Origin of the sequence: Arthrobacter sp. FW306-06-A (assembly GCF_021870055.1) — a bacterium.
GTDB lineage: Bacteria > Actinomycetota > Actinomycetes > Actinomycetales > Micrococcaceae > Arthrobacter.
Genome location: NZ_CP084552.1, coordinates 2316976 through 2342908, shown reverse-complemented (window position 1 = coordinate 2342908; position 25933 = coordinate 2316976). Strand labels below are relative to the sequence as shown.

General features: G+C 65.1%; 25 protein-coding genes. 6 read left to right on the top strand and 19 right to left on the bottom strand.

Annotation, left to right across the window (positions count from 1 at the left end; genetic code table 11):
* Positions 1 to 13: 13 nt before the first annotated feature.
* Entirely contained in the window at positions 14 to 427 is a 414-nt protein-coding gene (locus tag LFT49_RS10760; protein WP_237428191.1) for a nuclear transport factor 2 family protein, read from the bottom strand.
* Positions 428 to 479: 52 nt separating this feature from the next.
* Between LFT49_RS10760 and LFT49_RS10755 the strand changes: the two genes are divergently transcribed.
* The 5 genes from LFT49_RS10755 to LFT49_RS10735 all read left to right on the top strand — a co-directional run bounded on the left by LFT49_RS10755 (position 480) and on the right by LFT49_RS10735 (position 4270).
* A complete protein-coding gene (locus LFT49_RS10755) occupies positions 480 to 1160 on the top strand; it encodes a peptide deformylase (RefSeq protein ID WP_237428190.1) in 681 nt (226 codons plus the stop codon).
* Positions 1161 to 1227: 67 nt separating this feature from the next.
* Positions 1228 to 2109: a putative RNA methyltransferase gene (locus LFT49_RS10750; protein WP_237428189.1), complete on the top strand. Its 882-nt coding sequence runs from the start codon at positions 1228 to 1230 to the stop codon at positions 2107 to 2109.
* A gap of 129 nt (positions 2110 to 2238) precedes the next feature.
* Complete coding sequence (locus tag LFT49_RS10745; RefSeq protein ID WP_236798394.1) at positions 2239 to 2712, top strand: NfeD family protein; 474 nt, start codon at positions 2239 to 2241, stop codon at positions 2710 to 2712.
* A gap of 22 nt (positions 2713 to 2734) precedes the next feature.
* Positions 2735 to 3679 carry an SPFH domain-containing protein gene (locus tag LFT49_RS10740; protein WP_236798393.1) on the top strand — a complete coding sequence of 315 codons (945 nt, stop codon included), beginning with the start codon at positions 2735 to 2737 and terminating at the stop codon, positions 3677 to 3679.
* Between the two features lie 243 nt (positions 3680 to 3922).
* The gene (locus LFT49_RS10735) at positions 3923 to 4270 is read left to right on the top strand and encodes an RNA polymerase-binding protein RbpA (RefSeq protein WP_026266052.1); all 348 of its coding nucleotides are present in this window, start codon (positions 3923 to 3925) and stop codon (positions 4268 to 4270) included.
* Positions 4271 to 4373: 103 nt separating this feature from the next.
* Here the strand turns inward: LFT49_RS10735 and LFT49_RS10730 are convergent, their stop codons facing one another.
* From LFT49_RS10730 to LFT49_RS10645, 18 genes are all read right to left on the bottom strand, one after another.
* Complete coding sequence (locus tag LFT49_RS10730) at positions 4374 to 5117, bottom strand: polyprenol monophosphomannose synthase (protein ID WP_236798392.1); 744 nt, start codon at positions 5115 to 5117, stop codon at positions 4374 to 4376.
* 95 nt (positions 5118 to 5212) lie between these two features.
* A complete protein-coding gene (locus LFT49_RS10725; protein WP_237428188.1) occupies positions 5213 to 6862 on the bottom strand; it encodes an amidohydrolase in 1650 nt (549 codons plus the stop codon).
* A gap of 60 nt (positions 6863 to 6922) precedes the next feature.
* Complete coding sequence (locus LFT49_RS10720; RefSeq protein WP_237428187.1) at positions 6923 to 9850, bottom strand: DEAD/DEAH box helicase; 2928 nt, start codon at positions 9848 to 9850, stop codon at positions 6923 to 6925.
* 20 nt (positions 9851 to 9870) lie between these two features.
* The gene (tatC, locus tag LFT49_RS10715; protein ID WP_236819487.1) at positions 9871 to 10665 is read right to left on the bottom strand and encodes a twin-arginine translocase subunit TatC; all 795 of its coding nucleotides are present in this window, start codon (positions 10663 to 10665) and stop codon (positions 9871 to 9873) included.
* A 48-nt stretch (positions 10666 to 10713) separates the two neighbouring features.
* A complete protein-coding gene (gene tatA, locus LFT49_RS10710) occupies positions 10714 to 10989 on the bottom strand; it encodes a Sec-independent protein translocase subunit TatA (RefSeq protein WP_142133819.1) in 276 nt (91 codons plus the stop codon).
* 32 nt (positions 10990 to 11021) lie between these two features.
* Positions 11022 to 11369 carry a hypothetical protein gene (locus tag LFT49_RS10705; RefSeq protein WP_237428186.1) on the bottom strand — a complete coding sequence of 116 codons (348 nt, stop codon included), beginning with the start codon at positions 11367 to 11369 and terminating at the stop codon, positions 11022 to 11024.
* A gap of 10 nt (positions 11370 to 11379) precedes the next feature.
* Positions 11380 to 13365 (bottom strand): helix-turn-helix transcriptional regulator, encoded by a 1986-nt coding sequence (locus LFT49_RS10700; RefSeq protein WP_237428185.1) that lies wholly within the window; start codon positions 13363 to 13365, stop codon positions 11380 to 11382.
* A gap of 102 nt (positions 13366 to 13467) precedes the next feature.
* Positions 13468 to 13863 (bottom strand): FKBP-type peptidyl-prolyl cis-trans isomerase, encoded by a 396-nt coding sequence (locus tag LFT49_RS10695; protein WP_066275847.1) that lies wholly within the window; start codon positions 13861 to 13863, stop codon positions 13468 to 13470.
* A 63-nt stretch (positions 13864 to 13926) separates the two neighbouring features.
* Positions 13927 to 14901, bottom strand: coding sequence for an FKBP-type peptidyl-prolyl cis-trans isomerase (locus LFT49_RS10690; RefSeq protein ID WP_237428184.1), 975 nt, complete (start codon positions 14899 to 14901; stop codon positions 13927 to 13929).
* Between the two features lie 128 nt (positions 14902 to 15029).
* Positions 15030 to 16394 carry a Pup--protein ligase gene (gene pafA, locus LFT49_RS10685; RefSeq protein WP_236819478.1) on the bottom strand — a complete coding sequence of 455 codons (1365 nt, stop codon included), beginning with the start codon at positions 16392 to 16394 and terminating at the stop codon, positions 15030 to 15032.
* A gap of 9 nt (positions 16395 to 16403) precedes the next feature.
* The gene (gene prcA, locus LFT49_RS10680) at positions 16404 to 17114 is read right to left on the bottom strand and encodes a proteasome subunit alpha (protein ID WP_236798384.1); all 711 of its coding nucleotides are present in this window, start codon (positions 17112 to 17114) and stop codon (positions 16404 to 16406) included.
* Position 17115: 1 nt separating this feature from the next.
* On the bottom strand, positions 17116 to 17937 hold the full coding sequence (gene prcB / locus LFT49_RS10675; RefSeq protein ID WP_237428183.1) for a proteasome subunit beta: 822 nt from the start codon (positions 17935 to 17937) through the stop codon (positions 17116 to 17118).
* 80 nt (positions 17938 to 18017) lie between these two features.
* Positions 18018 to 18221: a ubiquitin-like protein Pup gene (locus LFT49_RS10670; protein ID WP_015937113.1), complete on the bottom strand. Its 204-nt coding sequence runs from the start codon at positions 18219 to 18221 to the stop codon at positions 18018 to 18020.
* A gap of 84 nt (positions 18222 to 18305) precedes the next feature.
* On the bottom strand, positions 18306 to 19979 hold the full coding sequence (gene dop, locus LFT49_RS10665) for a depupylase/deamidase Dop (RefSeq protein WP_237428182.1): 1674 nt from the start codon (positions 19977 to 19979) through the stop codon (positions 18306 to 18308).
* Positions 19976 to 21727: a proteasome ATPase gene (gene arc / locus LFT49_RS10660; RefSeq protein ID WP_142133828.1), complete on the bottom strand. Its 1752-nt coding sequence runs from the start codon at positions 21725 to 21727 to the stop codon at positions 19976 to 19978. The genes dop and arc overlap by 4 nt, the downstream gene beginning before the upstream one ends.
* An 82-nt stretch (positions 21728 to 21809) precedes the next feature.
* On the bottom strand, positions 21810 to 22874 hold the full coding sequence (locus LFT49_RS10655; protein ID WP_236798379.1) for a tRNA (adenine-N1)-methyltransferase: 1065 nt from the start codon (positions 22872 to 22874) through the stop codon (positions 21810 to 21812).
* A 97-nt stretch (positions 22875 to 22971) separates the two neighbouring features.
* Positions 22972 to 24162 (bottom strand): site-2 protease family protein, encoded by a 1191-nt coding sequence (locus tag LFT49_RS10650; protein ID WP_236802860.1) that lies wholly within the window; start codon positions 24160 to 24162, stop codon positions 22972 to 22974.
* A complete protein-coding gene (locus LFT49_RS10645) occupies positions 24149 to 24871 on the bottom strand; it encodes an HAD family hydrolase (RefSeq protein WP_236798378.1) in 723 nt (240 codons plus the stop codon). Before LFT49_RS10645 ends, LFT49_RS10650 begins: the two co-directional genes overlap by 14 nt.
* 151 nt (positions 24872 to 25022) lie before the next feature.
* On the opposite strand from LFT49_RS10645, the gene LFT49_RS10640 reads away from it, so the two are divergent.
* Positions 25023 to 25928 carry a PAC2 family protein gene (locus LFT49_RS10640; RefSeq protein WP_236798377.1) on the top strand — a complete coding sequence of 302 codons (906 nt, stop codon included), beginning with the start codon at positions 25023 to 25025 and terminating at the stop codon, positions 25926 to 25928.
* Positions 25929 to 25933: the final 5 nt, after the last annotated feature.

The following is a 25933-nucleotide window of genomic DNA, read 5'->3' as shown; positions in this document are numbered from 1 at the left end:
AAGCAGGCGGGGGTTACCGGAAATAGCAGTCGTAGCTGTCCTGGCTCACGATCACGCCACCGCTCACCTCAAAGACGGACGCCGTCCTGGCGCGGATGGTCTCGCCGCGGTCCCAGTACCGCAGGTCCATCAGTACCGTGGCCGACCAATCGGCCTCCACCACCACCCGGCCGCCTTCACAGGTGGTCCTCCGCACAATGAACTTCTGGTCCTTCACCACCTGGCGGCTTTGGTCGGCGCCGGCAAGGACTCCAGCCAGTGCCCGGGCGGAGCCTTCAGGGGCCAGCAGATGCGGTGCCTCGGTCAGCACGAACGATTCCGACAGGAACGGCCTGATCTCCGCCGCGCCGCCGCCGGCCTCAAGGACCCGGATGAATTCCAGTACGTGCTCCAGCGGGGATGCCGCCGGCAGGGAATTGTCAGCCATGCAGTAGACCCTAACCGACAGGTCCCCGTGGTCCGGCCAGTAGGCTGTCCCCATGACCCAGACTGTTCCCCAAACAACTGCCGGTGCCCACGAAATCTGTGAGACCGTGGAGCGGATCCTGTCCGCCGAATCCCTTCCGCCCATCGTCCAGGCGGGCCACCCGGCACTGCGCCAACGCGCCGCCGAGTTCGACGGGCAATTGTCAGCGGACCAGTTGCACCGCTTGATCGGGATCATGCGCCAGGTCATGCACGAGGCCCCGGGTGTGGGCCTTGCCGCCCCGCAGCTGGGCATTCCCCTGCGGCTTGCCGTCCTGGAGGACCAGTTCAACGTTGATCCGGAAGCTGCAGCCCTGAGGAATCGGAGCCCATTGGAGTTCCTGGCCATCCTCAATCCCCGGTACACGCCCCGGGGGGAAGGACTCGCGTCGTTCTATGAGGGGTGTCTTTCCCTGAACGGGCTCCAGGCCGTAGTGGCCCGCCCGGAGGCTGTGCTCCTGGAGTATCTGAGGCCCGACGGCGTGCCGGAGCACCGGGAGTTTTTCGGGTGGCAGGCGCGCATCGTTCAGCATGAAACGGACCACCTTAACGGCATCCTGTACATAGACCGGGCCCAGCTACGGTCCCTGAGCAGCAACGCCGAGTACGCGGCGCACTGGGCGGAGGCCGGCATCGGCAGGGCACAGGATGGTTTGGGGTTCGACGCCGGTCCGGCCGGCATTTCCGCCGGCTGATTCCAGCTGCCAGGTACGCAAGGCGGCGGGCACGGACTGCGGGCCCGGCAGCCCTAAGATTGGTCCCATGCCTTCCGCGGATGTCCTTCTCCTCTGTCCTGTCTGCTCAGCTCCGCTCGAGCACCAGGAAGCGAAGGGTGGCCGCCATCCGCGCCTGGCCTGTCCCAACGGCCACAGCTTCGACGCCGCCCGCCAGGGCTACTTCAACCTCCTGGTGGGCAAGGGCTCACCCTTCGAGCCGGACAGTGCGGCCATGGTGGCGTCACGTTTCAACTTCCTGGGGGACGGCCACTACCGGCCGATGGCGCAGGCGCTTGCCGCCGCCGTCGTGCCCAACCTGCCGGCGGCAGGTGCCGTCGTGCTGGACTCCGGAACGGGGACCGGGCACTATCTGCGCGAAATCCTCGACGCGGCGGCTGCGGCCGGGCGCCAGGCGTCTGCCATCGGCCTGGACATCTCCAAATTCGCCCTCCGGCGCGCCGCCCGGCTCAATCCTGAAACGGTCAACCTGGTGTGGGACATCTGGCAGCCCTTTCCGGTGGAAAGCAACTCGGTAGACGCGGTTACCGTGGTTTTTGCCCCACGGAACCCCGCGGAATTCGCCCGGGTCCTGCGCCCCACGGGCGTGCTGGTGGTGGTGACACCGCGCAGCGGACATCTCGCGGAGCTCGCCGAGGTGACCGGGATGCTGGGAATCGAAGAAGGCAAGGACGAACGGCTGGCCGTGGCAATGGCCGGCCATTTCGAGGCGGAAAGCACCCTCGACGTCGACGTCGCGCTGGAGCTTAGCCGCACGGCAGCCGCGGACCTGGCGTTCATGGGGCCTGCCGGCCATCACCTGGACCGGGACCGGCTTGCGGCCCGGCTCGAAGATGTCCCCGAGCCTTTGGCAGCACAGGCGAAGTTCAGGCTTTTCATCTTCCGGCCCGGCACCCGGGATGCCCCGTAACGACTTGGCCACTATCCCCCGGCAGCCTCCATGATCCGGCCCACACCGCAGGACCGCGGACTAGGATGAAAAGACAGTTACTGGCGGGTCCGCGGACGCGGTTCCCCCGTGACGAAGGGGGAAACAGGGATGTTCGAATGGCTTGGGGAAAACTGGTGGGCCGTCTGGCTCACAGCCTTCCTGGCGTTTGCCGTGATCGAGATGATCACCCTTGACCTGTTTTTCATTATGCTCGGCGGCGGTTCACTCGCCGCACTGGTGGCCGATTTCGCCGGCGCCGATCCCTGGCTGCAGGTGGTCATCTTCTGCATCGTGTCCCTGCTCATGGTTGCCTTTGTCCGCCCGGTGGCGCTCTCGCACCTGAAGAAGGGCCCGTCCGAACAGCGGACCAACGTGGACCGGCTCATTGGCGAACCGGCCGTGGTGATGGAAGCAGTCACCTCTGACGGCGGCCTGGTGAAAATCGGCGGGGATATTTGGAGCGCCCGCTCCGCCGCGGGAGTCCTTCCTGCGGGCCAGAAGGTGGTCGTGGCGGCTATCGATGGCGCAACAGCAGTGGTTTCGGTACCGCCGACGGCGGCCACCGGACCTGATACAACCTGACAATTGGGGAACAAGGAGTTGTATGAATAACGCAGGCGGAACCGCGCTGGCCATCGTGCTGGTGGTTCTGATCGTCTTTGTCATCATAGTTTTGGTCCGGGCCGTCCGGATCATTCCGCAGGCACGCGCCGGCGTCGTTGAACGGCTCGGCAAGTACCAGCGGACGCTGAACCCGGGATTGACGATCCTGATTCCGTTCGTGGACCGGCTCCTGCCGCTCCTGGACCTGCGCGAACAGGTGGTGTCCTTCCCGCCGCAGCCGGTCATCACCGAAGACAACCTGGTGGTTTCCATCGATACGGTGGTGTACTTCCAGGTGACGGACCCCCGGGCTGCCACCTATGAGATCGCCAATTACATCCAGGCCGTGGAACAGCTCACCACCACCACGCTGCGTAATGTTGTGGGCGGACTCAACCTTGAGGAAGCCCTCACGTCCCGCGACCAGATCAACGGGCAGTTGCGCGGCGTCCTGGACGAAGCAACCGGCCGTTGGGGCATCCGCGTCTCACGGGTGGAACTGAAGGCCATCGACCCGCCGCACTCCATCCAGGATTCCATGGAGAAGCAGATGCGCGCGGAGCGTGACCGTCGAGCCGCCATTCTCACCGCGGAGGGAACCAAGCAGTCCGCCATTCTGACGGCAGAGGGCCAGCGCCAGGCTGCGATCCTCAAAGCCGAAGGCGAGGCCAAGGCCGCAATCCTCCGCGCCGACGGCGAGTCGCAGGCAATCCAGAAGGTCTTCGACGCGATCCACAAAGGTAACCCGGACCAGAAACTGCTGGCCTACCAGTACCTCCAGACGCTCCCCAAACTGGCTGAGGGATCCGCCAACAAACTTTGGATCATCCCGAGCGAGGTCGGGGAAGCATTGAAGGGCATCGGCAGCGCCATCGGCGGCGCCAACGCGGAAGCCACCGCTTCCGGGCTCTTCGAGCAAGCGCCTGTCGACCGGAGCCAGCCCTAACACGACAGGGAAACAGGGAGGGTTCCGCGGCAGAACCGCGGAACCCTCCCTGTTTTGGTCCTGACCGATTAACACCCGTATAATTGGGTATTTGTCCGGCAGGAGTATACCGGCTGGAACAACCAAGCTTCGCAATGCGTTGAATCCTATGATGCAGCACAGTGCACACAGTAGTCCGGCGGTGCTACGGCGCCACCGGCTAGCGCGGAGATCTAATCCGCGAACCGACCAGAGGGAGAAAACATGAGCGATCGCAGCCTGCGGGGCATGCGCCTTGGTGCGCAGAGCATGGAGACCGAGTCCGGAGTTGAGCCGGCTCCGCGCCAGCGGGTTGAATACCGTTGCGCGGATGGCGAGCAGGTCTTCGTCACGTTCTCCTCCGAGGCGGAAATTCCTCCGGTGTGGGTCTCCAAGACCGGCAAGGAAGCGCTCCTGGTTGACGGCGAAAAGCCGGACACCAGCAACGACAAGGCAGTGCGCACCCACTGGGACATGCTGCTGGAACGACGTTCCCTGCCTGAACTCGAACAGATCCTCGAGGACCGCCTGACCATCCTTCGCGAACGCCGCGGAGAGCGCCGCTCGGCCTAAGGCCAGCCGCAAAAAAAAGGGGGCGGCCCCGCACTTTGGTGCGGGGCCGCCCCCTTTTTTTAGCGTATTCCGTCCCCTGCAGGGGTTTAGCCCGCCAGCAGAATCAGGCCTGCTTGTTCTTCAGCTTGCCTGCCAGGGTGTTCCATCGGGCAGCCAAACCCCACCTGGTGACATTGATCATGGCTTCGACGACGATGTTGCCGCTCATTTTCGATGCACCCAGCTCGCGTTCAACGAAGGTGATGGGGCGTTCCTCGATGCGCAGGCCCAGCTTCGCCACGCGCCAGGCCAGGTCCACCTGGAAGCCATAGCCCACCGAGTCCACCTGGTCCAGGTTGAGCTTCTCCAGGGTCGTCCTGCGGAATGCCCGGAAGCCTCCGGTCACATCCTTGATCGGCAGGCCGAGCATCAGGCGGGCATAGGTGCTGCCCACCCGCGAGATCGCCTGGCGATACAGGGGCCAGTTCACCACGCTGCCGCCGGGAACCCAGCGCGAGCCCATGGCCAGGTCTGCGCCCTGGTCCACCGCTTCAATCAGTTGGGGAAGCTGTTCGGGCTGGTGGGAACCGTCTGCGTCCATTTCAACCAGGACGTCGTACCCGGCCTCCAGCCCCCACTTGAAGCCGGCAATGTAGGCCGCGCCCAGGCCTTCCTTGCCTTTGCGGTGCAGGACATGGACCTGGGAATCCTCGGCGGCGAAGCCGTCGGCAAGTTGCCCGGTGCCGTCAGGGCTGTTGTCATCAACCACCAACACGTCCGACGCCGGAACAGCCTTCCGAAGGCGCTGGAGCGTCTTGGGCAGCGATTCCAGTTCGTTGTAGGTGGGAATGATCGTAAGGACGCGCACAAAGGGCCTTTCCTGGTGGAAGTGGTCGGTGCACCTGATACCGGCCTTGCCGGCGCCGGGCGCAACTCCCCATTATAGGGCGGACGGTTCCCGGGTCAGGAACGCAGTGCCGGGCTGGCGAACAGTTCGGCGCCGTTTTTGACGGTCTGCAGGCATACCGGGTCCGAGCCCGTGTCCAGGGCCGGCAGCAGGGGGGTCCGGGCGCGCGGATCTGTACTCCATGACTGCACCCGTCCGTCGGCCACCTGGACCATCAGTTCCTCCACCTCCCAGACGGCAAAACTGGCAGGAGCTCCGGGAACCAGCTGCCCAGCCATGGGGTTTGCGTGCCGGGCAGCCCTCCAGCCGGCGCGGGTATGACCCAGGAACGCTGCCCGTGCGGAAATTCGCTCTGCGCTGTTGTGATGTTCCACGCAAGCGCGCACGCTGACCCACGGACGGAGGGGGGTGACGGGACTGTCACTGCCAAAGCAAACGGGGACCCCTGCGGAGTAGAAGGCGGCGAACGGATTCATGGACCGGCTGCGCTCCCCCACCCGCCTCTCGTAAAGTCCGCCTGGGCCGCCCCAGGCTGCATCGAAGGCCGGCTGGGCGCTGACCGTCACGGAGTAGTGGGCCAGCTTGGCCACGGCAGCCGCATCAGCCATCTCCACATGCTCAAACCGGTGGCTAGCTGCACGCACCCGCTGCTCCCCCACTTCCCTGGCCGCCAGGTCCAGCGCTTCCAGGGCAGCGTCAAGCCCGGCATCCCCGATCACGTGGAACCCGCCCTGGATCCCGGCGAGGGAACACGCGGCAAGGTGGGCTGCCGCCTGGTCCACGCTGAGGTACAGCGCGCCGCGCTCCTGGGCAGCATCGCTGTAGCCCGCCCGCAGCGCGGCAGTGCGGGAACCCAGTGAACCGTCAATGTTGAGGTCGCCGGCAAGGCCGCGGATGCGTCCTTCGAACTGCCCAACGAGAACGCGGGCCTGCTCCTCGGACGAAACCAGCTCGCCCCAATACGGCAATACTTCGGGAAACTGCGCGCCGCCGTCCGCACCACCGTTCCAAGCGGCAGCAAGCTTGAGATCATCGGCGCCGCCAATATGCGGCGCCCCCATCTCTGCCACGGCAACGTAACCGTTGGCCGCCGCCTCCATCAGGGCACGCTCCTGGTGCCGCTTCAATGACTCCTGTGGCAGCTGGCGCGTTGCCAGTCGTGCCGCTTCGTGTGCCACCCGCGTTACCCGGGCTCCGCCGTCGTACCCGTCCTTGCCGCGCAGGTCCGCTGACCGTGCCAGCGACGTCGAAACCAACGCCGAATGCACGTCCACCCGCGAGAGGTACACCGGACGACCGTCCGCTGCGCGGTCCAGTTCCTCGGCGCTGGGCAGGGTGGAGTCCGCCCAGGTGGTCTCGTCCCAACCGTGGCCGAGCACGGGCCCGTCACCGCCGGCGGCGGCAACTGCGTCCAGCAGAGCGCGGGCAGAGGCTACGGACCCCAGCTGCAGTGACTCCAGGGCAATGCCGGTTTCGGTCAGGTGCATGTGGGAATCGACGAATCCGGGGGCCACCAGGGCGCCGCGGAGGTCGATGACCTCCATGGAACTGTCGGCAATGGATGATGCCGCCTGCTCTGAACCGACCCAGGCAACGGTGTCGCCGTCCACCAGCATGGCCGTAGCGAAGGGGTCCGCCGCGGTGTAGACGGACCCGTTCCGGTACAGCACCGGGGTGGGACGGGACGTGGCTTCAGGGTTGGGCATGGCGGAAAGGACTCCTGGGTATGGGCAGGCCGGCAGCGGCCGGCAGGGGTGAAAGCGGGACTAGAGAACGGACGAGTACGCCACGACGCCGCGGCGGATGAGGTTGATGGCTTCGGCGCAAAGCCGTGCCAGCCGCGGATCAAGGCCGGGAATTTTTGCCAGCTGGTCCAGGAGGTCCACCACCTGTTTGACCCAGCGGACAAAGTCGCCGGCCGCAAGGTCCGTGCCGCTCAGGACATCCTGCAGGTGGCGGCCGCGGGCCCACTTGTAGAGAGGCCAGACCAGGCCCAGTTCAGGCTCGCCCGTCAGCGGAAGCTTGTTCTCCTCTTCCACGTCTTCAAGGACGGACCATTCCCTGACCACGATGTCCACAGAGGTTTCCAGGGAGACACTGGGCATGCGCGGCCGCAGGCCCCGGTCTTCGCGTTTGGCCTGGTAGACCAACACGCTGGCCAGGGCAGCAACTTCTGCGGCGTCCAGGTCATCGAACGCGCCCAGCCGCAGCGACTGTGAGATCAGCAGGTCCTTCTCGCCGTAGATTCGGCGCAGCCGCTGGCCGTCCGCGCTGATGTTCAAGCGGCCATCGCCGGCGTCCTCCAGATATCCATAGGCGGACAGGACGTCGCACACCCGGTCAAAGGTTTTAGCGATGGTGTTGGTGCGGCCCTGGATCTGGCGGACCAGGCCGTCCGTTTCGCGCCGTAGCTTCCACCAGCGCTCCGACCACCGCGCGTGGTCTTCCCGTTCGCTGCATCCATGGCAGGGGTGTGCCTTCAAGGCCCGGCGCAGGGCCGCGATGCGCTTCTCCTGGTTGGGAAAGGCGGCGCCACGGCCGAAATCGTGGTTGCGGTTCTGGCCGGGAGCGGGCGGCCGGTTTTCCCGCAGCGCGTTCCGGACGGAGGACGCAAGATCGCGCCGTGACTTGGGCACCTTTGCATTGAAGGACTTCGGGATCCGGATGCGGGTCACCGGGGCGATGGGACCTTCCAGGTCGTCCGTACCGATCCGTCGCAGCTGGTTGTCCAGTGTGAGCACGGCAGGCCGCGGTTCGCGGCTTCCGTGGTCGGAGCTGAGTACGACGGCGGGCCCAGGGGCGCGTCCGCCGGGAACATTGACCACGTCCCCCGGCAGGAGACGGGCAAGGGAGTCGCCACTGAGTGACTTCTGGACCCGTGACTTGGTTCGGGAGGTGGCACTCTCGGCGTCGGATAGTTCCCTGCGCAGCCGGGCATACTCCGTGAAGTCGCCCAGGTGGCAGGTCATGGACTTGGCGTAGCCTGCTAGGGATTCCTCGCGGCTGCGTACCTGCCTGGCCAGGCCCACCACGGAGCGGTCGGCCTGGAACTGGGCAAAGGAGGATTCCAGGATTTCACGGGCACGGGACCGGCCAAACTGTGCCAGGAGATTGATGCTCATGTTGTAGGTGGGCCGGAAACTGGAGTTCAGCGGATAGGTGCGCCGGGACGCCAGGCCCGCCACTGCCGTCGGGTCCGTTCCTGGCTGCCAGAGCACCACCGCGTGGCCCTCAATGTCGATCCCGCGGCGGCCCGCCCGTCCGGTCAGCTGGGTGTATTCACCTGCCGTGATGTCCACGTGGGCTTCGCCGTTGAACTTGTCCAGCTTTTCCAGCACCACGGAACGGGCGGGCATGTTGACGCCCAGGGCAAGGGTTTCCGTGGCGAAGACAGCCTTCACCAGCCCGTCGGCGAAGAGCTTCTCCACTACCTCCTTGAAGGTGGGCAGCATGCCTGCGTGGTGGGCGGCAAAACCGCGGACCAGGCCGTCCCGCCAGGTCCAGAAGCCCAGGACGTCGAGGTCGTCCGGCGGGATGTCCTGCCCGGCCTCATCGACCCGCTGGGCGATGATCCGCTGCTCCCTTTCGGTGGTGAGCCACAGTCCGGAACCGACACACTGCGCCACTGCTGCCTCGCAGCCGGCGCGGGAAAAGATGAAGGTGATGGCGGGCAGCAGGTCCATCCGGTCCAGGCTCGCGATGACCTGCGGGCGGCTGGCCGGACGCACTCCCCTGGGCTCTCCGCCCCGGCCCAAGCGGTCGTTTCCGCGCCGGCCGCGCTGCCCGCGGCCCCCGGGCCCGGGGCGGCTTCGGAAACTCTGCTGGGTTTCGCTCTGCGCCACTGTCAGCAGGTCCGGGTTGACGTCGAAGCCGCGCCCCGTGGCGTTGTCCGGAGATTTTCCGGGCTTGGCCGCTTGCCGGTCCTCATCCTCCTCAACGGGCGGGGCGATCTCGTCAAAGGTGGTTTCCCCGGCGAACAGGTCCATGATTTGCCGGCCCACCATGACGTGCTGCCACAGCGGTACCGGCCGGTGTTCGGAAACGATGATGTCGGTGTCACCGCGGACGGTGTCCAGCCAGGCGCCGAATTCCTCGGCATTCGAGACCGTGGCACTGAGCGAAGCGACCTGCACCTCGGTGGGCAGGTGGATGATGACTTCCTCCCAGACTGCACCGCGGAACCGGTCGGCAAGGTAGTGGACTTCATCCATGACCACGTAGCCAAGGTCGTCCAGCGTCGCCGACTCAGCGTAGAGCATGTTCCGCAGGACTTCTGTGGTCATGACCACCACCTGGGCATCACCGTTGATGCTGGTGTCACCGGTCAGGAGGCCCACGTTGTCGGCGCCGTACTTTTCGGTGAGTTCGCTGAACTTCTGGTTGCTGAGGGCCTTGATGGGCGTGGTGTAGAACGCCTTCAGCCCGCGCTGCAAGGCGAGGTAGATGGCGAACTCCCCCACGATGGTCTTGCCGGCACCGGTGGGGGCAGCCACCAGGACTCCCCTGCCCTCCTGCAGGGAACGGCACGCCTGCTTTTGGAAGTCATCCAGCTCAAAATCCAGGGTCCCGCTGAAGGCTCCCAGGGGTGTGGCGGCGTAGGCCCTGCGTTCGGCGCTTGCGCGGTAGCGCTCGGCGGGAGACAGTTCTTCAGGATCGACGGGGCCGGTGGAGAAGGGTCCGGTGGTGGAGGACATACCCCAAGCCTAACGGCACCCTAGAGCTTCTTGAGTTCGCTGCTTGGGGTGGCGATATCTGCGGTGGCTTCGGTCTCCTCGACCTGCCGGGCCTGGCGGCGGTCGCGTCGCTTGTCATTCATGATGCAGATGCCGATTGCTGCGAAGAACAGCGCCAGCAGCGGGACGGCGAGCATGAACATCGATATCGCATCCGCACCCGGCGCGGCGATCGCAGCCAGGACAAAGACCAGGAACACCGTGATGCGCCACGCTTTGAGGATGGTGTGGCCGGACACGATGCCCGCCATGTTGACGCCGACCAGCACCACGGGCACCAGGAAGGCCAGGCCCAGCATCAGCACCATGCGGGTGACGAATTCGATGTAGGTCCTGGCATCGATGACGCTGGAGGAACCTTCAGGGGTGAACTGGGTCAGCGCGTGGACCACCTGGGGAACCACGAGCCAGCCTACCCAGATTCCGGCGAGGAACAGCGGGATGGCCGCGGCCATGTAGCCCAGGGTGTAGCGCCGCTCCTTGGATGTCAGCCCGGGCGTGATGAACGCCCAGAGCTGGTAAATCCAGATGGGGCTGGAGATGACAGCCCCAATAAGGAGCGACATCTGCAGCTTGAAGTCAAAGGGCGACGCGATGGTTCCGAAGTTGATGGCAGCAAGGCCGCCGGTCTCATTCGAAATACGGTTTACCGGCTCCGCGAGGGCCTTCAGCAGCGGATCGTAAAGTATCCAGCCCCCAATGCCGCCAATGACGACGCCGATTGCCGACTTAATCAGCCGGTTCTTCAGCTCCTTGAGGTGTTCCCAAAGGGACATCCGCCCCTCGGGATTGGCTTTACGGGCCCGCGACAGTGCCACGGGAGGTCAGGCGCGGGTCGACGGCGGAACGTCAGTGCCGTCAGTCGGCTCACCGGGCTTCGCCTTGGGGTGGTTCACGATGGTGCCTTCCACCGGACCTGAGGCATCGGTGGTGGAGTCGGCTTTGCCGTCGTTCTTCATTTCCTTGACCTCGGACTTGATGATCCGCATGGACTGGCCCAGGCTTCGGGCCATGGCCGGAAGCTTGGGGGCGGCGAAGAGAAGCAAAGCAACAATGATGATGATTACGATTGGCCAGGGGCCATCAAAGAGTCTTCCCACGGGAAATCCTTTCCTCTAACTACATCCTACTTCTATGTGAAGTCGAGATCGCCGAGCGCCTGCGGCTGGCCCCGGTCCTTTTTGCGCTGCACTCGCCTGCGCCGGCGTTCTTCGCGCCGTGCCAGTTTGGATGCCTCGTAATCATGTCGCATGACAGCGGGTGAGGCAAAAACGGCAGAGCCCGGCACGGTGCGTGACGGATCACCGGTTTCGTCCGGGACCTCAAGGGGGCCCATATGCCCCAACTTGCCGCCTGCGGCGCTGAGGTCCTTCATGATGGCCATGAACTGCCGGAACAGACGGATGCCCAGCAGGACATAGAAAAGCAGGGCTACGGCGACGAGCGCCACCCATATAAGAATCCAGGACCACCAAGGCATGGTGAAGAGTCTATCCGGCGTAAGTGTGCAGGGCTGCCGCCAGCCAGTCCCGCGCCGCGTCGGCTACCTCAGCGGGTGCCAGGATGCGGACCGCGCCACCATGTTGGGCCACGAACATCGGCAGCCAAGCCGTGCTTCCAAACCGGATCTCTGCCACCAGGCCGCCGTCGGGAAGCTCGGCTGTCCGCTCCGCGTAATAGTCCTCGGCCAGCCCCCTCCCCTGCCGGGTGAGCTGGACCGTGACGATTGTGTCGTCGTCGTTCGGGGTGAACAGCTTGGCCGGGACGCCGCTCTCCCGTTCTCCCGCCTTGCTGGCGGGCGCCCCGTTGGGGTGCACATCCTCTACCCGGTCCAGGCGGAAGTTCCGCAGCCCGTCCACCAGGTGGCACCAGGCTTCGAGGTACCAGGTGTTGTCAAGGGAGTACAGCCGGAGCGGGTCAACGTCGCGTTCCGTCACGGCGTCCCGTTGCGGTGACAAGTACGTGAGGTGGAGCTGGGAACGGGACTCGATGGCGTGGCGGACTATGGCGTGCGTTTCGGCGTCCTCGGGAGCAACCTGCGGTCCGGCGATGGAGGCAGCGCGGAGTCCTTCCTCCCCTGCGGCTGCCAGAAGCTTCAGGGTGACCGATTCCAGGGCCCCGCCACCGGGCAGGTCCGGCAGGCCATTGAGTGTCTCCAGCCCGGTCAGCAGGGCGCAGGCCTCCTCCACGGTAAACCGGACGGGCTTTTTCAGGTCGAGGTCCTGGGTGATGAAGACGTGGTCGTCTTCCCACTGGATGTCCAGCAGGTCGTCCGGATAGCCCTCGGGCAATCCGGAGCAAATGAGGATCCGGAGATCCGCCTCGAGCTCTTCGCGGGTGACGCCGAAGTGGCGGGCGACGTCCTGGATGTGGAGGCCTTGGTTGTGGACCAGGAACGGCACCAGTTGCAGCATCCGCTTGAGCTGGTCCTCCGAGGTCCCTTTCCGGGCAGTCCGTGCACGGGTATCGGTGAAGGAGTAGGCGGGGACAGGTGCGGCACTGAAGTCTGCCGCGGCCTGCAGCCGACGGCGTACGGCCTCGACGAGCACGGCGGGTTCCACTGCCAGGGCGTCCGGCCCGTAGGACGCCAGCTCCTCGGCCAGGACTTCCGGGTCGCGGTACTCCAGGACCAGCTGGTCATAGCCCTCACGGGGCCGGCCGGACGCCTGCGGTGCAGCCTCCTGGACCGCCCGGCGGCGAAGGGCCAGCAGGTGCCCTTTCCGGACATGCACGACGGCGGTGCGGAGCGGCAGTTCAGGCAGGCGTTCCAGCTCCGCGCGGATGTTGAAGTCGGCGGGCGGTTCGTACTGCTCTCGTGGGAGGGTGGTCACGGCGCTGGTGAGGCGGGAAAGCCGGAACTGCCGCGCGGCCTTCCGGGCCCGGTCGTAACCCATGAGGTACCACTGGCCAAAGCGGCTGCCCAGGCCCCATGGCTCAACGATCCGTTCCTCCTCCTTGCCGGTACTGCCTGCCAGGTAGGTGAAGGCCACCGGATGCTTGGCGTGCATGGCTGCCACGATGTCATCGAACGCCTGGCCCGCCGGTTTGATCCGCGGCTGGACCCCCGCGGGCAGCTCCACCTCTGCCAGCTGCCCGGATGCCTGCAGCTTCCGCAGTGCACTTTGGGCTGCCGTCCCCAGCGCGGCACGCTCCCAGAGCTGGGAGGCCAGGAGGAGGACGGTCCACTCCTCGGGCCCAAGCTCGACATCAGGGAGCCGGTTGGATTCCTTGCCGATCCGGTACCGCGTGGTAGCGGGATCGTCCTCGCTCCAACCCAGGTCCGTCAGTGTCTCAACATCAAAGCCCATCGCGCGCAGGTCATTCTTGTCCCGCTCAAACATGCGCCCGAATGCGACGTCATTGCCGGAGGTGTCGTGGTAAACCTTGTCGCGCAGCTCGCTGCGGTGGAGCCCGTAGCGGGTGTTGAGGAGCGCGATCAGCAGGTTGAGGAGTCGTTCAGTGCGGGTTAGGGACACGTTCGTTACGTTACTAAACTCCCCCGGGGAAAGCAGAAAGCGCGGCTGGATGGAGGGTTGTCCTCCGTCCAGCCGCGCCCCTGGCGGCATCCCTGGGTTGGGTCAGCGGACCCCGACGAGGTCCACGACGAAGATCAGGGCTTCGTTGGGTGCGATGGCCCCACCGGCGCCACGGGAGCCGTAAGCCAGCTCTGACGGGATCTCCAGGCGACGGCGGCCGCCCACCTTCATGCCCAGCAGGCCCTGGTCCCAACCCTGGATGACCTGGCCGACGCCGACGCGGAAGTCCAGCGGTGCACCGCGCCCCCATGAGGCGTCGAATTCCTCGCCCGTGGACCAGGCAACGCCGACGTAGTGGGTGGAGACGGTATCCCCTGCCTTGGCTTCGCGGCCGTCACCCTCGATGAGGTCGGTGATGACGAGTTCCGTGGGAACATCACCTTCCGGGAAGTCGATCTCGGGCTTCTGGCGGTCGAATTCCCGCTGTCCAAACGACATGCTTGCTCCTATGCGTGAGTGCTGATCGTTGCCGCGAAGAACGCGGCGTTCCTGTAAGTCTTGCTACTTGACCCCGAGGATGTCCACTACGAACACCAGGTCACCCTTCGCCTGGCCCTGGCCGGCGTCACCGTAGGCCAGATCCTTGGGGATGACCAGCAGGACGCGGGAGCCTACGGTTTTACCGGTAAGGCCCTGGGTCCAGCCCTTGATGACGCCTGAGAGCGGGAAGGTGGCCGGCTGTCCGCGGTCGAAACTGGAATCGAACTTGGTGCCGTCGCTGAGGTTGACGCCGACGTAGTTCACGGTCAGTGTGTCGGTTTCCTTGACCGTGGCGCCGGTTCCCTTGATCAGGTCCTGCGACACAAGGGAAGTGGGGGCCGGTGCTCCGGCTACATTGATTTCCGGTACGCCGTCCTTTTCGGTCACCGTGGGCAGCCCGGCCTGGGGCGACACCGTTTCACCCTGGGGCTTGTCCAGGACAGGAGTGGGGTCTGAGGCGGAAAGAACCTTGATGATCAGCAGCTGAGTGGGATCGGAAGCTGCGCTGGGGCTTGCGCCGGGACTGGCGCTGTCGGACGGGCCGGCACTTGCCGACGGTGCACTCTGCTTGCCGGGGACGGCCAGGGCAAGGCTTGACCCCACCTTCGCGCCGACGAAAGCGTTATAGATGACGGCGCTGTTGGTCTTGAGCTCATCGTTCAGCTCCAGGTTTTCAGGCTCGTTGGGGAATGTATCCTCCAGCTGGGACCCATCCGTGCCGTTCAAGGCCAGGACGGAGATTTTGGCGATCTGGTTGGCCTTCACGGTGGCGCCGCTGCCTTCGGAAACGACTTTGATGGTGGGCTGGGTGACGGTCAGAGGCTTGTCGAACTCAACCCCCGGGGCCTTCTTGTCTCCGTTGTCGGTCAGCTTGATGGAGTCGAACTTTGCAGTCTCCCCGGCGGACTGGCTGCTTGGTTCGGGCTGGGAGGCTGTACCTCCGCAGGCGGTCAGGAGCAGCAGGCCGGGGAGGAGGATTGCTAGTAGTCGGCGCACGTAGGATAACTTTCGTCGGGGCAGGGTGGATACGACAATCCGCATGGCGGCGGACAGTGCCGTGGAGGTCCCGTTAAAAGGACCCTATCCAGAATAGACCCTGAAGCTGGGCGTCCGCCCGGAGCCGATCAACCCATGGAGTCGAGCAGCGTATCCACGCGCTCATCGACGCTGCGGAAGGGATCCTTGCACAGGATTGTCTGGTGGGCGCGGTCGTTCAGCTTCAGGTGCACCCAGTCAACCGTGTAGTCGCGCCCGAGTTCCTGTGCCCGGCGGACAAAGTCCCCCCGGAGCTTGGCCCGGGTGGTTTGCGGGGGTGCGTCCACGGCACTCTTAATCACCGTATCGTCAACGATCCGGCGCACCGCGCCACGGGACTGGAGCAGGTAGAAGAGTCCACGGCTGCGGGAGATGTCATGGTACGTCAGGTCGAGTTGGGCGATCCGGGGAGCCTCCAAACCAAGCCCGTGCCGTTCGCGGTAATTGTCCATTAGCTTCTTCTTGATGGCCCAGTCGATTTCCGTATCGATGCCCCTGGTATCACCCGATTCGATGGCGTTCAGCGTGCGTTCCCACAGATCCAGGATCACCGGAACGTGCTGGTTGTGGGCGCCGTGCTCCTTCACGAAGGCCGTGACCTTGGTCAGGTATTCCTGCTGGATCTCAAGGGCTGTGAGCTGGCGGCCGTTGGCCAGGCGGACCAGGGCGCGGCCGCTGAGGTCGTGGGAGATTTCCCGGATGCTGCGGATGGGGTTTTCCATCCGCATGTCGCGCATGATCACGCCCGCCTCGATCATCCGAAGAACCAGGTCCACGGTGCCGATCTTCATCAGTGCCGTCGCCTCGGACATGTTGGAGTCACCGACGATGACGTGCAGCCGCCGGTAGAACTCGGCATCTGCGTGCGGCTCGTCCCTGGTGTTGATAATGGGGCGGGACCGGGTGGTGGCGGAGGAGACGCCCTCCCAGATGTGGTCGGCGCGCTGGGAAAAGGCGTAGGTGGCCCCGTGGGGAGTCTTCAGGATCTTGCCGGCCCCGGCGATGAGCTGGCGGGTGACGAGGAACGGAATCAGGATCTCGGCCAGACGGGAAAACTCGCCGCGCCGCGGAATGAGGTAGTTCTCGTGGCTGCCGTAGGAGTTGCCGGCGGAGTCCGTGTTGTTCTTGAACAGGTACACGGTGCCATTGAACCCTTCAGCAGCCAGACGCGCCTGGGCCTCGTCCACCAGGTCGTCAAGGATCAGTTCACCGGCACGGTCATGGGCGATCAGCTGGGCAAGGTCGTCGCATTCTGCCGTGGCGTACTCGGGATGGGACCCCACATCGAGGTACAGCCGGGAACCGTTGGTAAGGAACACGTTCGACGAACGCCCCCAGCTGACCACCTTGCGGAAGAGGTACCGGGCCACCTCCTCGGGAGCAAGAGGCCTGGAGTCCGGGCTCGAGTAAGAGATCCCGAACTCGGTTTCGATGCCGAAGATTCTCTTGTCCATGTGGTCCTCCTAGGCCAGCAGTGCTGTGATGTCCGCGTCATTAAGCCTGCGGAAGGCGCGCCGGGTGCCGCGGGTGCTGTCGGAAAGCCTGTCCAGCACGGCCACCTCGAGGGCGCTGGGCGGCAGTGGCGCTCCCGGCTGCTCCCCCTCCTGGACAGGCGTCAGCCCCTTCAGTGCCAGCCGCACTGCGTCAGCGAAGCCCATCGAGGCCTGCCAGCCTGCATCAATTGCCGACGACACCTTCTCGGCCTGGCCGCCCATCACGACGAAGCTGTGCTCGTCGGCAATGGACCCATCAAACGTCAGCCGGTACAGGTGGTCTTCGGCCTGCGTAGGGCCCACCTCCGCGACGGCAAGTTCCACCTCGAAAGGCTTCTGTTCAGCGGTGAAGACGGCGCCCAGGCTTTGCGCATACACGCTCGCCAGGCCACGGGCGGTTACATCCTCGCGGTCGTACGAGTATCCCCGGACGTCGGCGTAGCGCACGCCGGCCTGCCTGAGGCTTTCGAATTCGTTGTATTTGCCCACCGCGGCGAACGCGATCTTGTCATAGATCTCGCCGATCTTGTGGAGGGACGGCGAGGGATTCTCGGCGACTAGTGCAATGCCGTCGGCGCAGCTGATGACCACAACGGAGCGGCCCCGGGCGATGCCTTTCCGCGCAAAATCCGCGCGGTCCTTCATCAGCTGTTCGGGCGAGACATAGAACTGCTGGGTCATCTCAGGCCTCCCGTCCGGCGATGGTGCGTGATTCAATCACGCCGCGGGAGGCAGCCGCAAGTTCAGGCTCCGGCACCCGGCGGGCGCCCGTCCTGTCCACCGTGTAGACCACGGGCCACAGCTGCCGGACTGTATCGGGTCCGCCCGTGGCGGAGTCGTCGTCGGCGGCGTCATACAGGGACTCCACGGCAACGGAAAGTGCCTCGGCTGCGGTGAGGTTGGGGCGCCAGAGCTTTTTCAGGGCGCCGCGGGCGAAGACGGAACCGGACCCGACGGTGTGGTGTTCGTGTTCCTCATACCTGCCGCCGGTGACGTCGTAGGAAAACAGCCGGCCGACACCGGCGGTGGTGTCGAAACCTGCGAAGAGGGGCACTACCGCCAATCCCTGCAGGGCGAGCGGAAGGTTGCCCCTGATCATGGCCCCCAGCCGGTTGGCCTTGCCCTCAAGGCTCAGCTGGGTTCCTTCAATTTTTTCGTAGTGTTCGAGTTCAACCTGGAAGAGCCGGGTCAGGTCAATCGCGATGCCCGCCGTTCCGGCGATGCCCAGGACCGAGAAGTGGTCTGCGGGAAAAACCTTCTCGATGTGCCTGCTGGCGATGACGTTTCCCATGGTGGCCCGCCTGTCCCCGGCCATCAGGACACCGCCGCCGTAGCTCATGGCAACGATGGTGGTGGCGTGTGGGACCTGCACCGGGACAGCCGCGGACGCACCACCTTGGAGGGACCGGCTAAAGGGCAATAGCTCGGGCCGGTCCCGTAGAAGGTGCTCCGTAAAGGACGAGGTGGCGTTTGCGGCTACCTGGTCGGCGGTTGATTCCTGCACTCATCACTCCTTGAACGTGGTACTTCAACGTTGGTACAGATCCCGGCCTTCCGCGGCTTCCGCCACCTTCCGGGTCCGGGTTACTGGCCGCCCTTTTGGACGAACGCCCGGACAAACTCCTCGGCGTTGGATTCCAGGACACCGTCGATCTCGTCGAGCAGGTCGTCAACGCCTTCGGTTGAGGCCGAGGCCTGCGCCTCAGGCGGTGCCGGGGGCGCCTCGGGGATGTCTTCGTCGACCTGGCTGTCGCGTGATTGGGGCTGTTGCTGCTCCTGGCCTGCCATTGGTTTCCCTCCTTCTTCCTTCGGTGGATCCGGCGGATCCTCCGATATGCCCATCCTGCCACGGGACGGACGTTCCGGCGCGGTTTAGCCCGCAGGAGGAGTGCTGCTGTGTCCCAGCAGCTCCCCGAGGAATGGGCCCGCTTCCCGATAGCGCTCGAATAACGCTCCAGTCAGGGCTTTGGTTCCCCTCAGGGGCTCACGGGTGGGCACCCGCTGAAGCCTTCCATAACCGGGCACGTCGAAGATGACAGAGTCCCAGCTTGCCCCCACTACGTCCTTGCCGAAGCTGCTGATGCACTTCCCCCGGAAGTAGGCCCGGGTGTCGGCCGGCGGCTCCGCTACTGCCGCGGCGATGGTGGCATCATCCACCAGCCGCTGCATCCGGTTCCTGGACAGCAGGCGGTAGTAAAGGCCTTTCTCGGGCCTGATGTCCGCCCATTGGAGATCCACCAGACCCAGCCGCGCGTCGCTCCATTCCAGTCCGTCGCGCTGGCGGTAGCCGTCCAGCAGGGAGAGTTTGGCCAGCCACTCAACAGAGGTGGCGGCAGCGGCCCTGTCGCTGTCAAGCTGGGTAAGAACGGACGCCCACCGCTCCAGGACCTCGTGGGTATGTCCGTCACCGTCCACGGCGTCACCCACACCGGTGTCCTGCGCGAGTTTGGCCGCAGCCTCGTGGTACATCCACTGGAGGTCCAGGGCCGTGACGCGCCTTCCGTCGAGTAGGCGCAGCTTTGCGGTCAGCGAAGTGTCGTGGCTGACGGTCTTGAGGGCTGCGACGGGTTCATAGACCTCGATTTTGGGCGCAAGCCCCGCTTCAATGAGGCTGAGGACCATCGCCGTGGTGCCGAACTTGAGGTAATTGGACACCTGGCTGAGGTTGGCGTCCCCGACGATCACGTGCAGGCGCCGGTACTTGTCCGCTGTGGAGTGGGGCTCGTCCCTGGTATTGATGATGGGCCTGCGGATGGTGGTTTCGAGCCCCACTTCGGCTTCGAAAAAGTCCGCCCGCTGGCTGATTTGGAAGCCGGGAATCGAGCTGTCCTGGCCGAGTCCCAGCCGGCCGGCCCCACAGACCACCTGCCGGCTCACGAAGAACGGTGTCAGCCCCCGCACGATGTCCCCGAACGGTACCGACCTTGGCATGAGGTAGTTCTCGTGCGAACCGTAGGACACGGACTTGTTGTCAGTGTTGTTCTTGTACAGATTGACCGGCGGCAGGGCCGGGTCCGCGGCCAGCCTGCGGACGGCAGTCAATCCCACCAGGTCACCTGCGGCGTCCCAGGCCACGGCGTCGCGCGGGTTGGTGACTTCGGGGCTGGAGTACTCAGGGTGCGCGTGGTCGACGTACAGCCGGGCCCCGTTGCCCAGGACCATGTTCATCAGCAGGGTGCCGGATTCGTCCTGGCCGTCCAGTTCAAGTTCCTCGCGGCCGTAGGCCAGGGCCACCGCCTCCGCGTCGAGCACCGGGGGCTGGTCGGTCAGCTGGGTGGGATGTGCGGCGCCCCTGTCCACTGTCCAGCCGCGGGCATCGTGCAGCGGCTCTTCGTCGGTGTAGTCCCAGCGCGTTTCCGCTCCGCCCGCAGCGCGTTGCCGGGTCACCTGGGCGTAGGCCTGCACCACCCTGGCACTCATCATGGTGGCGTTGGCGGATGGCGCGGATGGGGCATGGATGCCGTATTCGGTTTCCGCTCCCATGACGCGCATGGCCCCGCCGGCGGGGAGGCCTTCCCCGCCGGCGGAGCCGTGTGCACCCGTCATAGATACTGTCCTGTGGTCGGCATGGTCTCGATGGACTTGCCCGGCTCCTGGCCGGCTTTCCCTTGGACGATGGTGCGGATATAGGTGATCCGTTCGCCCTTCTTCCCGGAAATCCGGGCCCAGTCATCCGGATTGGTGGTGTTGGGCATGTCTTCGTGTTCACGGAACTCATCCACCACGGCGCGCAGCAGGTGCTCGATCCGGAGGCCCTTCTGGTGCGTGGTCAGCAGGTCCTTGATGGCGTACTTCTTGGCCCGGTCCACCACGTTCTGGACCACGGCCCCGGAGTTGAAGTCCTTGAAGTACAACATTTCGGTGTCACCATTGGCGTAGGTGACCTCCAGGAACTCGTTGGACTTGTCCGTGGAGTACATCGCCTCCACCGTTCGCTGGACCATGGCATCAACGGTGGCCTGGATGTCCCCGTTGTGTTCGGCCAGGTCGGATTCGTGGAACGGCAGGTCCGTGGTGATGTATTTGTTGAAAATGTCTGCAGCAGCTTCTGCGTCGGGCCGCTGGATCTTGACCTTGACGTCCAGACGTCCGGGCCGCAGGATTGCGGGGTCGATCATGTCCTCGCGATTGGACGCGCCAATGACGATGACATTGTCGAGGCGCTCCACGCCGTCGATCTCGCTGAGGAGCTGCGGCACGATGGTGGTCTCGACGTCGGACGAGATGCCGGTGCCGCGGGTGCGGAACAGTGAGTCCATCTCGTCAAAGAACACCACGACGGGGCTGCCGTCCGAGGCCTTCTCCCGGGCGCGGGAGAAGATGAGGCGGATGTGCCGCTCTGTTTCACCCACGTACTTGTCCAGGAGCTCAGGCCCCTTGATGTTGAGGAAATAGCTCTTCAAGTCAACGTTTCCGGAACGCTCCGCTGCGCGGGCGGCGAGCGAGTTGGCAACGGCCTTGGCGATCAGGGTCTTGCCGCAGCCCGGAGGACCGTAGAGGAGGATGCCCTTGGGAGCCTTCAGGCCATGTTCCCGGTAGAGGTCCGGGTGCAGGAACGGCAGTTCGACGGCGTCGCGGATCTGTTCGATCTGCGGGCCGAGGCCGCCGATGTCTTCGTAGGTGATGTCCGGAACTTCCTCAAGGACCAGGTTCTCCACCTCGGAGCGGGGTACTTTCTCCAAGGCGTAGCCGGTCCGGGAATCGACGGACAGGGCGTCGCCAACCCGGAGTTTCTCGGAGAGGAGGGCACCGGAAAGCCGGACGACGCGTTCCTCGTCCGCACGGCCCACCACCAGGGCCCGGTCGCGTCCCAGCATTTCCTTCAGCGTGGCAAGTTCACCGGCGCGTTCGTAGCCCAGTCCCGCCACGATCAGGAGTGCCTCGTTCAGGAGCACTTCCTGCCCTACCGCGAGCTGGTTGATGTTCACCAGCGGGCTGATGCCCACCCGCATTTTCCGCCCGGCGTTGAAGATGTCCACCGACTCTTCAGTGGCGGCCTGGCCGCTGTTGCCCGGAGCAGGCTGCCGCTTCGGATTTATTTGGAGGATGGTGCCGAAGCTGTATGGCGGCTGCCCTTCCTGGTCCAGGGCGTTTTTCAACCGCAGGATCTCTGCCTTGGCAGTCTCAAGCATGCTGACCAGCTTGGAGTTGTTCTGCGTGGCTGCTGCCAGCTGGCGGTCGATATGCCTGAGCTTGTCCCGAAGTATGTTGACCTGGCGGTCAGCAACCGAGAGGTCGTTGGCGGCAGACTGCTCTGCCGGAGTACGTCCGGAGTCCGTGTTTGGTGTCTCCATGATGTATCAGCCCCTTCCTGCGCTTCTCTTAAGACATTAGTCCCAGATTGCCGGGTAGGGATGGAGACTCCCGAAATGTGGACTAGTTCGTGACCTCTGGCCCGTCCACCACGTTGGTCCCCGCGATGGCGTCACGGGCGGCGCGCCGGAGCTTCTTGTCCGATACAGCGCGCTCCCCCACGGCCCCCGGAGTCCAGGCGTTGACGTCCTCTTCGTTGAAGTCGGTCTTGGACGGGCGGCGCTTGACTGAAATGCCGGTGACGCCGTCGGCGAGCCGCCGCGTGACCAGCAGGAATCCGGTGTGGGCCACCATTCGGTGGTCGGGACGGACGGCGAGACCTTCCAGGTGCCAGCCTCGGACCATCGACTCCCACGCGTCGGGTTCGGTGAACCGGCCGTCCGCCCGGATGGCTTCCGCGGTGCGGGAGAGCTGGGTGACGGTGGCAACGTAGTTGATCCACACGCCGCCGGGCGCGAGGACGGTGGCAACGGCGTCGAGGCATTCCCAAGGCGCGAGCATGTCCAGGACAACGCGGTCCACGGAGCCGGGTTCCTCGGCTTTGACCACTTCCTCCTGGAAATCACCCAGGGAGATCTGCCAGGCGGGGTGCGGGCCGCCAAAGATCGTCTCCACGTTTCCGCGGGCGATGTCCGCGAATTCCTGGCGCCGTTCGAAGGAGTGCAGGTAGCCGTTATCGCCCACGGCGCGGAGCAGGGAGATGGAGAGGGCGCCGGAGCCGACGCCGGCTTCCACTACACGTGCGCCCGGGAAGATGTCCGCCATGGTGACGATCTGGCCGGCGTCCTTGGGATAGACGACGGCGGCGCCGCGCGGCATGGAGAGGACGAAGTCGGAGAGCAGGGGGCGGAGGGTCTGGTACTGCTGGCCGACATTGTTGACCACCACGGAGCCGTCGACCTTGCCAATGATTTCGTCATGGTTGAGGAACCCGCGGTGGGTGTGGAATGCGCCGCCGCGTTCCAGGGTGATGGTGTTCATGCGGCCCCGCTCATCGGTGAGCTGGACACGTTCGCCTTCACGGAAGGGGCCGCGGCGACGGGCAGCTCCCACCGGCTGCGAGCCGCTGGCGGCAGCACCGGCTTGGGCTGCTCCGTTGGCGTCGTTGACGGCAGTTTCGCTGCTCATGATATTTCCTCGCTCCTGTAAACCTGTTGTGCCGCAACCGGCGGTCCGTTGGGACGTTGTGGCTCTATCGGCGGCAATGCACGACCGGCAGGTAACTCTACCGGTTCTGGCCCTGCGGGTGCCTATCGTTGCGCGGGCGCTTGCCGGTAATGGCCGCGAGGACTGCCTCCTGGGTCATTAGCCCAGTGACCATGCCGTTGTGGTCCACCACTGCATAGTGGCGTCCCTCAAGCTGCGAAAGGAACTGGATCAGCTCCTGCCCTTTGGACCATTCAGGGACGTAGGCGCCTGCAGCCAATGGAAATGAAACGGCGGTGATGGGGGTGGTATCGGCGGCAGCAGCCGGCACTGATGCCACCGCGCCGGGGTCAACTACGCCCTGGGGCCGGCCATCCGGTCCGCAGACCACGACAGACTTTGTTCCTGCTGCCCCCAGGCGGATGGCATCCCGTACGGTGCCGGTGGCAGGCATTCCGGTGGCGGGCGTCGACAATGCCGCGGCACTGACCAGCGGGAGCCGGCCGCGCAGCGTGCCTTGCTGGATGGACGCTGACGCTCCCATCCAGAGGAACCCGCCCACCAGGATAGTGATCATGAGGAGGCTGAAGTCCGGACTATCTCCGGCGAGGTACGGGCGAAGGAGGAACCAGTACGCAATGGCCAGGACGATGATGCGCCCGCCCCACCCGGCTGCAACAGTTCCTTTCGCCTGGCTGCCGGTGGCCTTCCAGACGATGGACTCGACCAGCCTGCCGCCGTCCAGTGGCAGGCCCGGCAGGACGTTGAAGACGCCAATCAGGAAGTTCGCCCACATGAAGATGTTCGTCAGAATTTCCGCGACGCTTCCAAGGCTGTCGGTGCCGAGCAGCAGCCAGGCCCCGCCCGCCAGGACGAAGTTGGCAGCCGGGCCCGCCAGCGCCACGAGCACGGACCGGCCCGGAGACGATGTGAAGCTTTCGAACTGGGTGTGGCCGCCCCAAAGGTTAAGCACGATCTTTTGCGTAGGCCAGCCGTAGATTTTTGCTGTCAGGGCATGGGCGAGTTCGTGGACGAGCACTGAGATCAGGAGCAGGACGGCGTACGCGAACGCCACGATATAGGCACTCGTGCCCAGCGTCGGGTTGTTCCTGGCCAACACAGGCCCGTAGACGATCACGGTGAAGGCCGCGATCACGAACCACGAGTAGGCAAGGACAACGGGGACGCCGGCGATCCGCCCCAGCGGGATGCCTTCGCGGCGTGCCGGGTTGGTGCCTTGGCCGGGGCCGCCCGGGTCAGCCACGTGCATCACCCGTTGAAGCCGCGGGTGCGTCCGCCCGCTGAAGCAGGGCTTCCAGCTCAGCCAGCCCCCGGCCGGCGAGGGTGTCCCAGAGTGCGTAGCTGTCGTGGTCCGGCAGCGGCACAATGTGGGGCACGGCCACAGTGGCGACTCCGGAGGCCACGGCCGCGGCCACGCCGGGCACGGAGTCCTCAAGGGCTACGCAGTGGTGGATTCCAAGATCGGGATCGCTCTCCTGCAGCCGTTCCACGGCCGTCAGATATGCCTCCGGGTGCGGCTTGCCCTGGCTCACGATATCGCCGGTGACCAGCACTTCGAAGTACGGCCGGGGAAGGCTGGCCACCACCTCGCGGGCCAACGGTCCCTCCGACATGGTGACCAGGGCGCAGCGAACGCCGGCCAGGTGCAGTTCTTCAAGGAGTTCACGGGCGCCGGGGCGCCACGGCACCTGCTGCCGCACGCTGTTGATGACCTGTCCGGTGAGGGTGTCGATGATTTCGCGGATTTCGAGCTCGACGCCGGCCTGTTGGAGCAGGCCCGCGGAAAAGGTCAGTGACTGGCCAACCAGCTGCATTGCCTGGTCATGGCTCCACGTTCCACCGTGTGCCTCCACCAGTGCATGTTCCGCCGCGATCCAGTATGGCTCGGTGTCCACGATGGTGCCGTCCATGTCCCACAGGACGGCTTTGAGCGGTGAACCGGAGGCAGGAAATCGCATGACGCCAGTCTACGGGGGATGGCTGGGCGGCGGCTGTGGGCTACGCCCTTGGCGAATATGACGCAGGGCCGGTGCTGTTTGCACTGGTTCCCGGGGATTTGCGGCGCTTCAATCCATGCGCGACCCTGCACCTTGGACGTAGGGTGAAGAAATGAATAGCTTCGAGGGAGACACCGCCGAACAGGGTGCCGGACCCGAGCGGGAACGGTTCCTGCAGCCAGTGGCTGACGGACAGCGCGTAACGGTGATGCTTGCCGCCTTTGAAGGGTGGAACGACGCCGGAGAAGCGGCCAGCGATTCGCTGCGTTACCTGAACAAGTTGTGGGGCGGCAAGAAGGTGGCATCCATCGATGCCGATGAGTATTACGACTTCCAGTTCACGCGCCCCACCGTCCGCAGGAACGCGGCCGGGGAACGCAAGATCAAGTGGCCTTCAACCCGCATCTACAAAGCCACCGCGCCCAACTCCAACGTGGACGTCATCTTCGTCCAGGGCACGGAACCGTCCTATAAGTGGCGCGCCTACACTGCAGAACTGCTGGCCCATGCGGAGGCGCTGAATGTGGACTACGTGGTGCTGGTTGGAGCGCTGCTGGCGGACGTCCCGCACAGCCGTCCTATCCCAGTGAGCACGTCCTCCGACGACGCACCGCTCAGGGAGCGGATGAACCTGGAGGCCTCCCAGTACGAAGGCCCCGTGGGCATCGTGGGCGTCCTGTCCGAGGTGGCGCTCCTGGCTGGTATCCCTGCCGTGTCGTTGTGGGCTGCCGTGCCGCACTACGTGGCCCAGGCTCCCTCCCCCAAGGCGCAGCTCGCCCTCCTGCACCGCATCGAGGAGCTGCTGCAGGTGCCCCTGGATACCCATGAGCTGGCGGAGGAAGCTGACGCCTGGGAACGCGGCGTGGACGAACTGGCTACCGAGGATCCCGAAATTGCTGCCTACGTCCGGCAGCTGGAGGAAGCCAAGGACACCGCAGACCTCCCGGAGGCCAGCGGCGAATCCATCGCCAGGGAATTCGAACGGTACCTGAAGCGGCGGGGCCAGGACCGGCCCTGAGTATT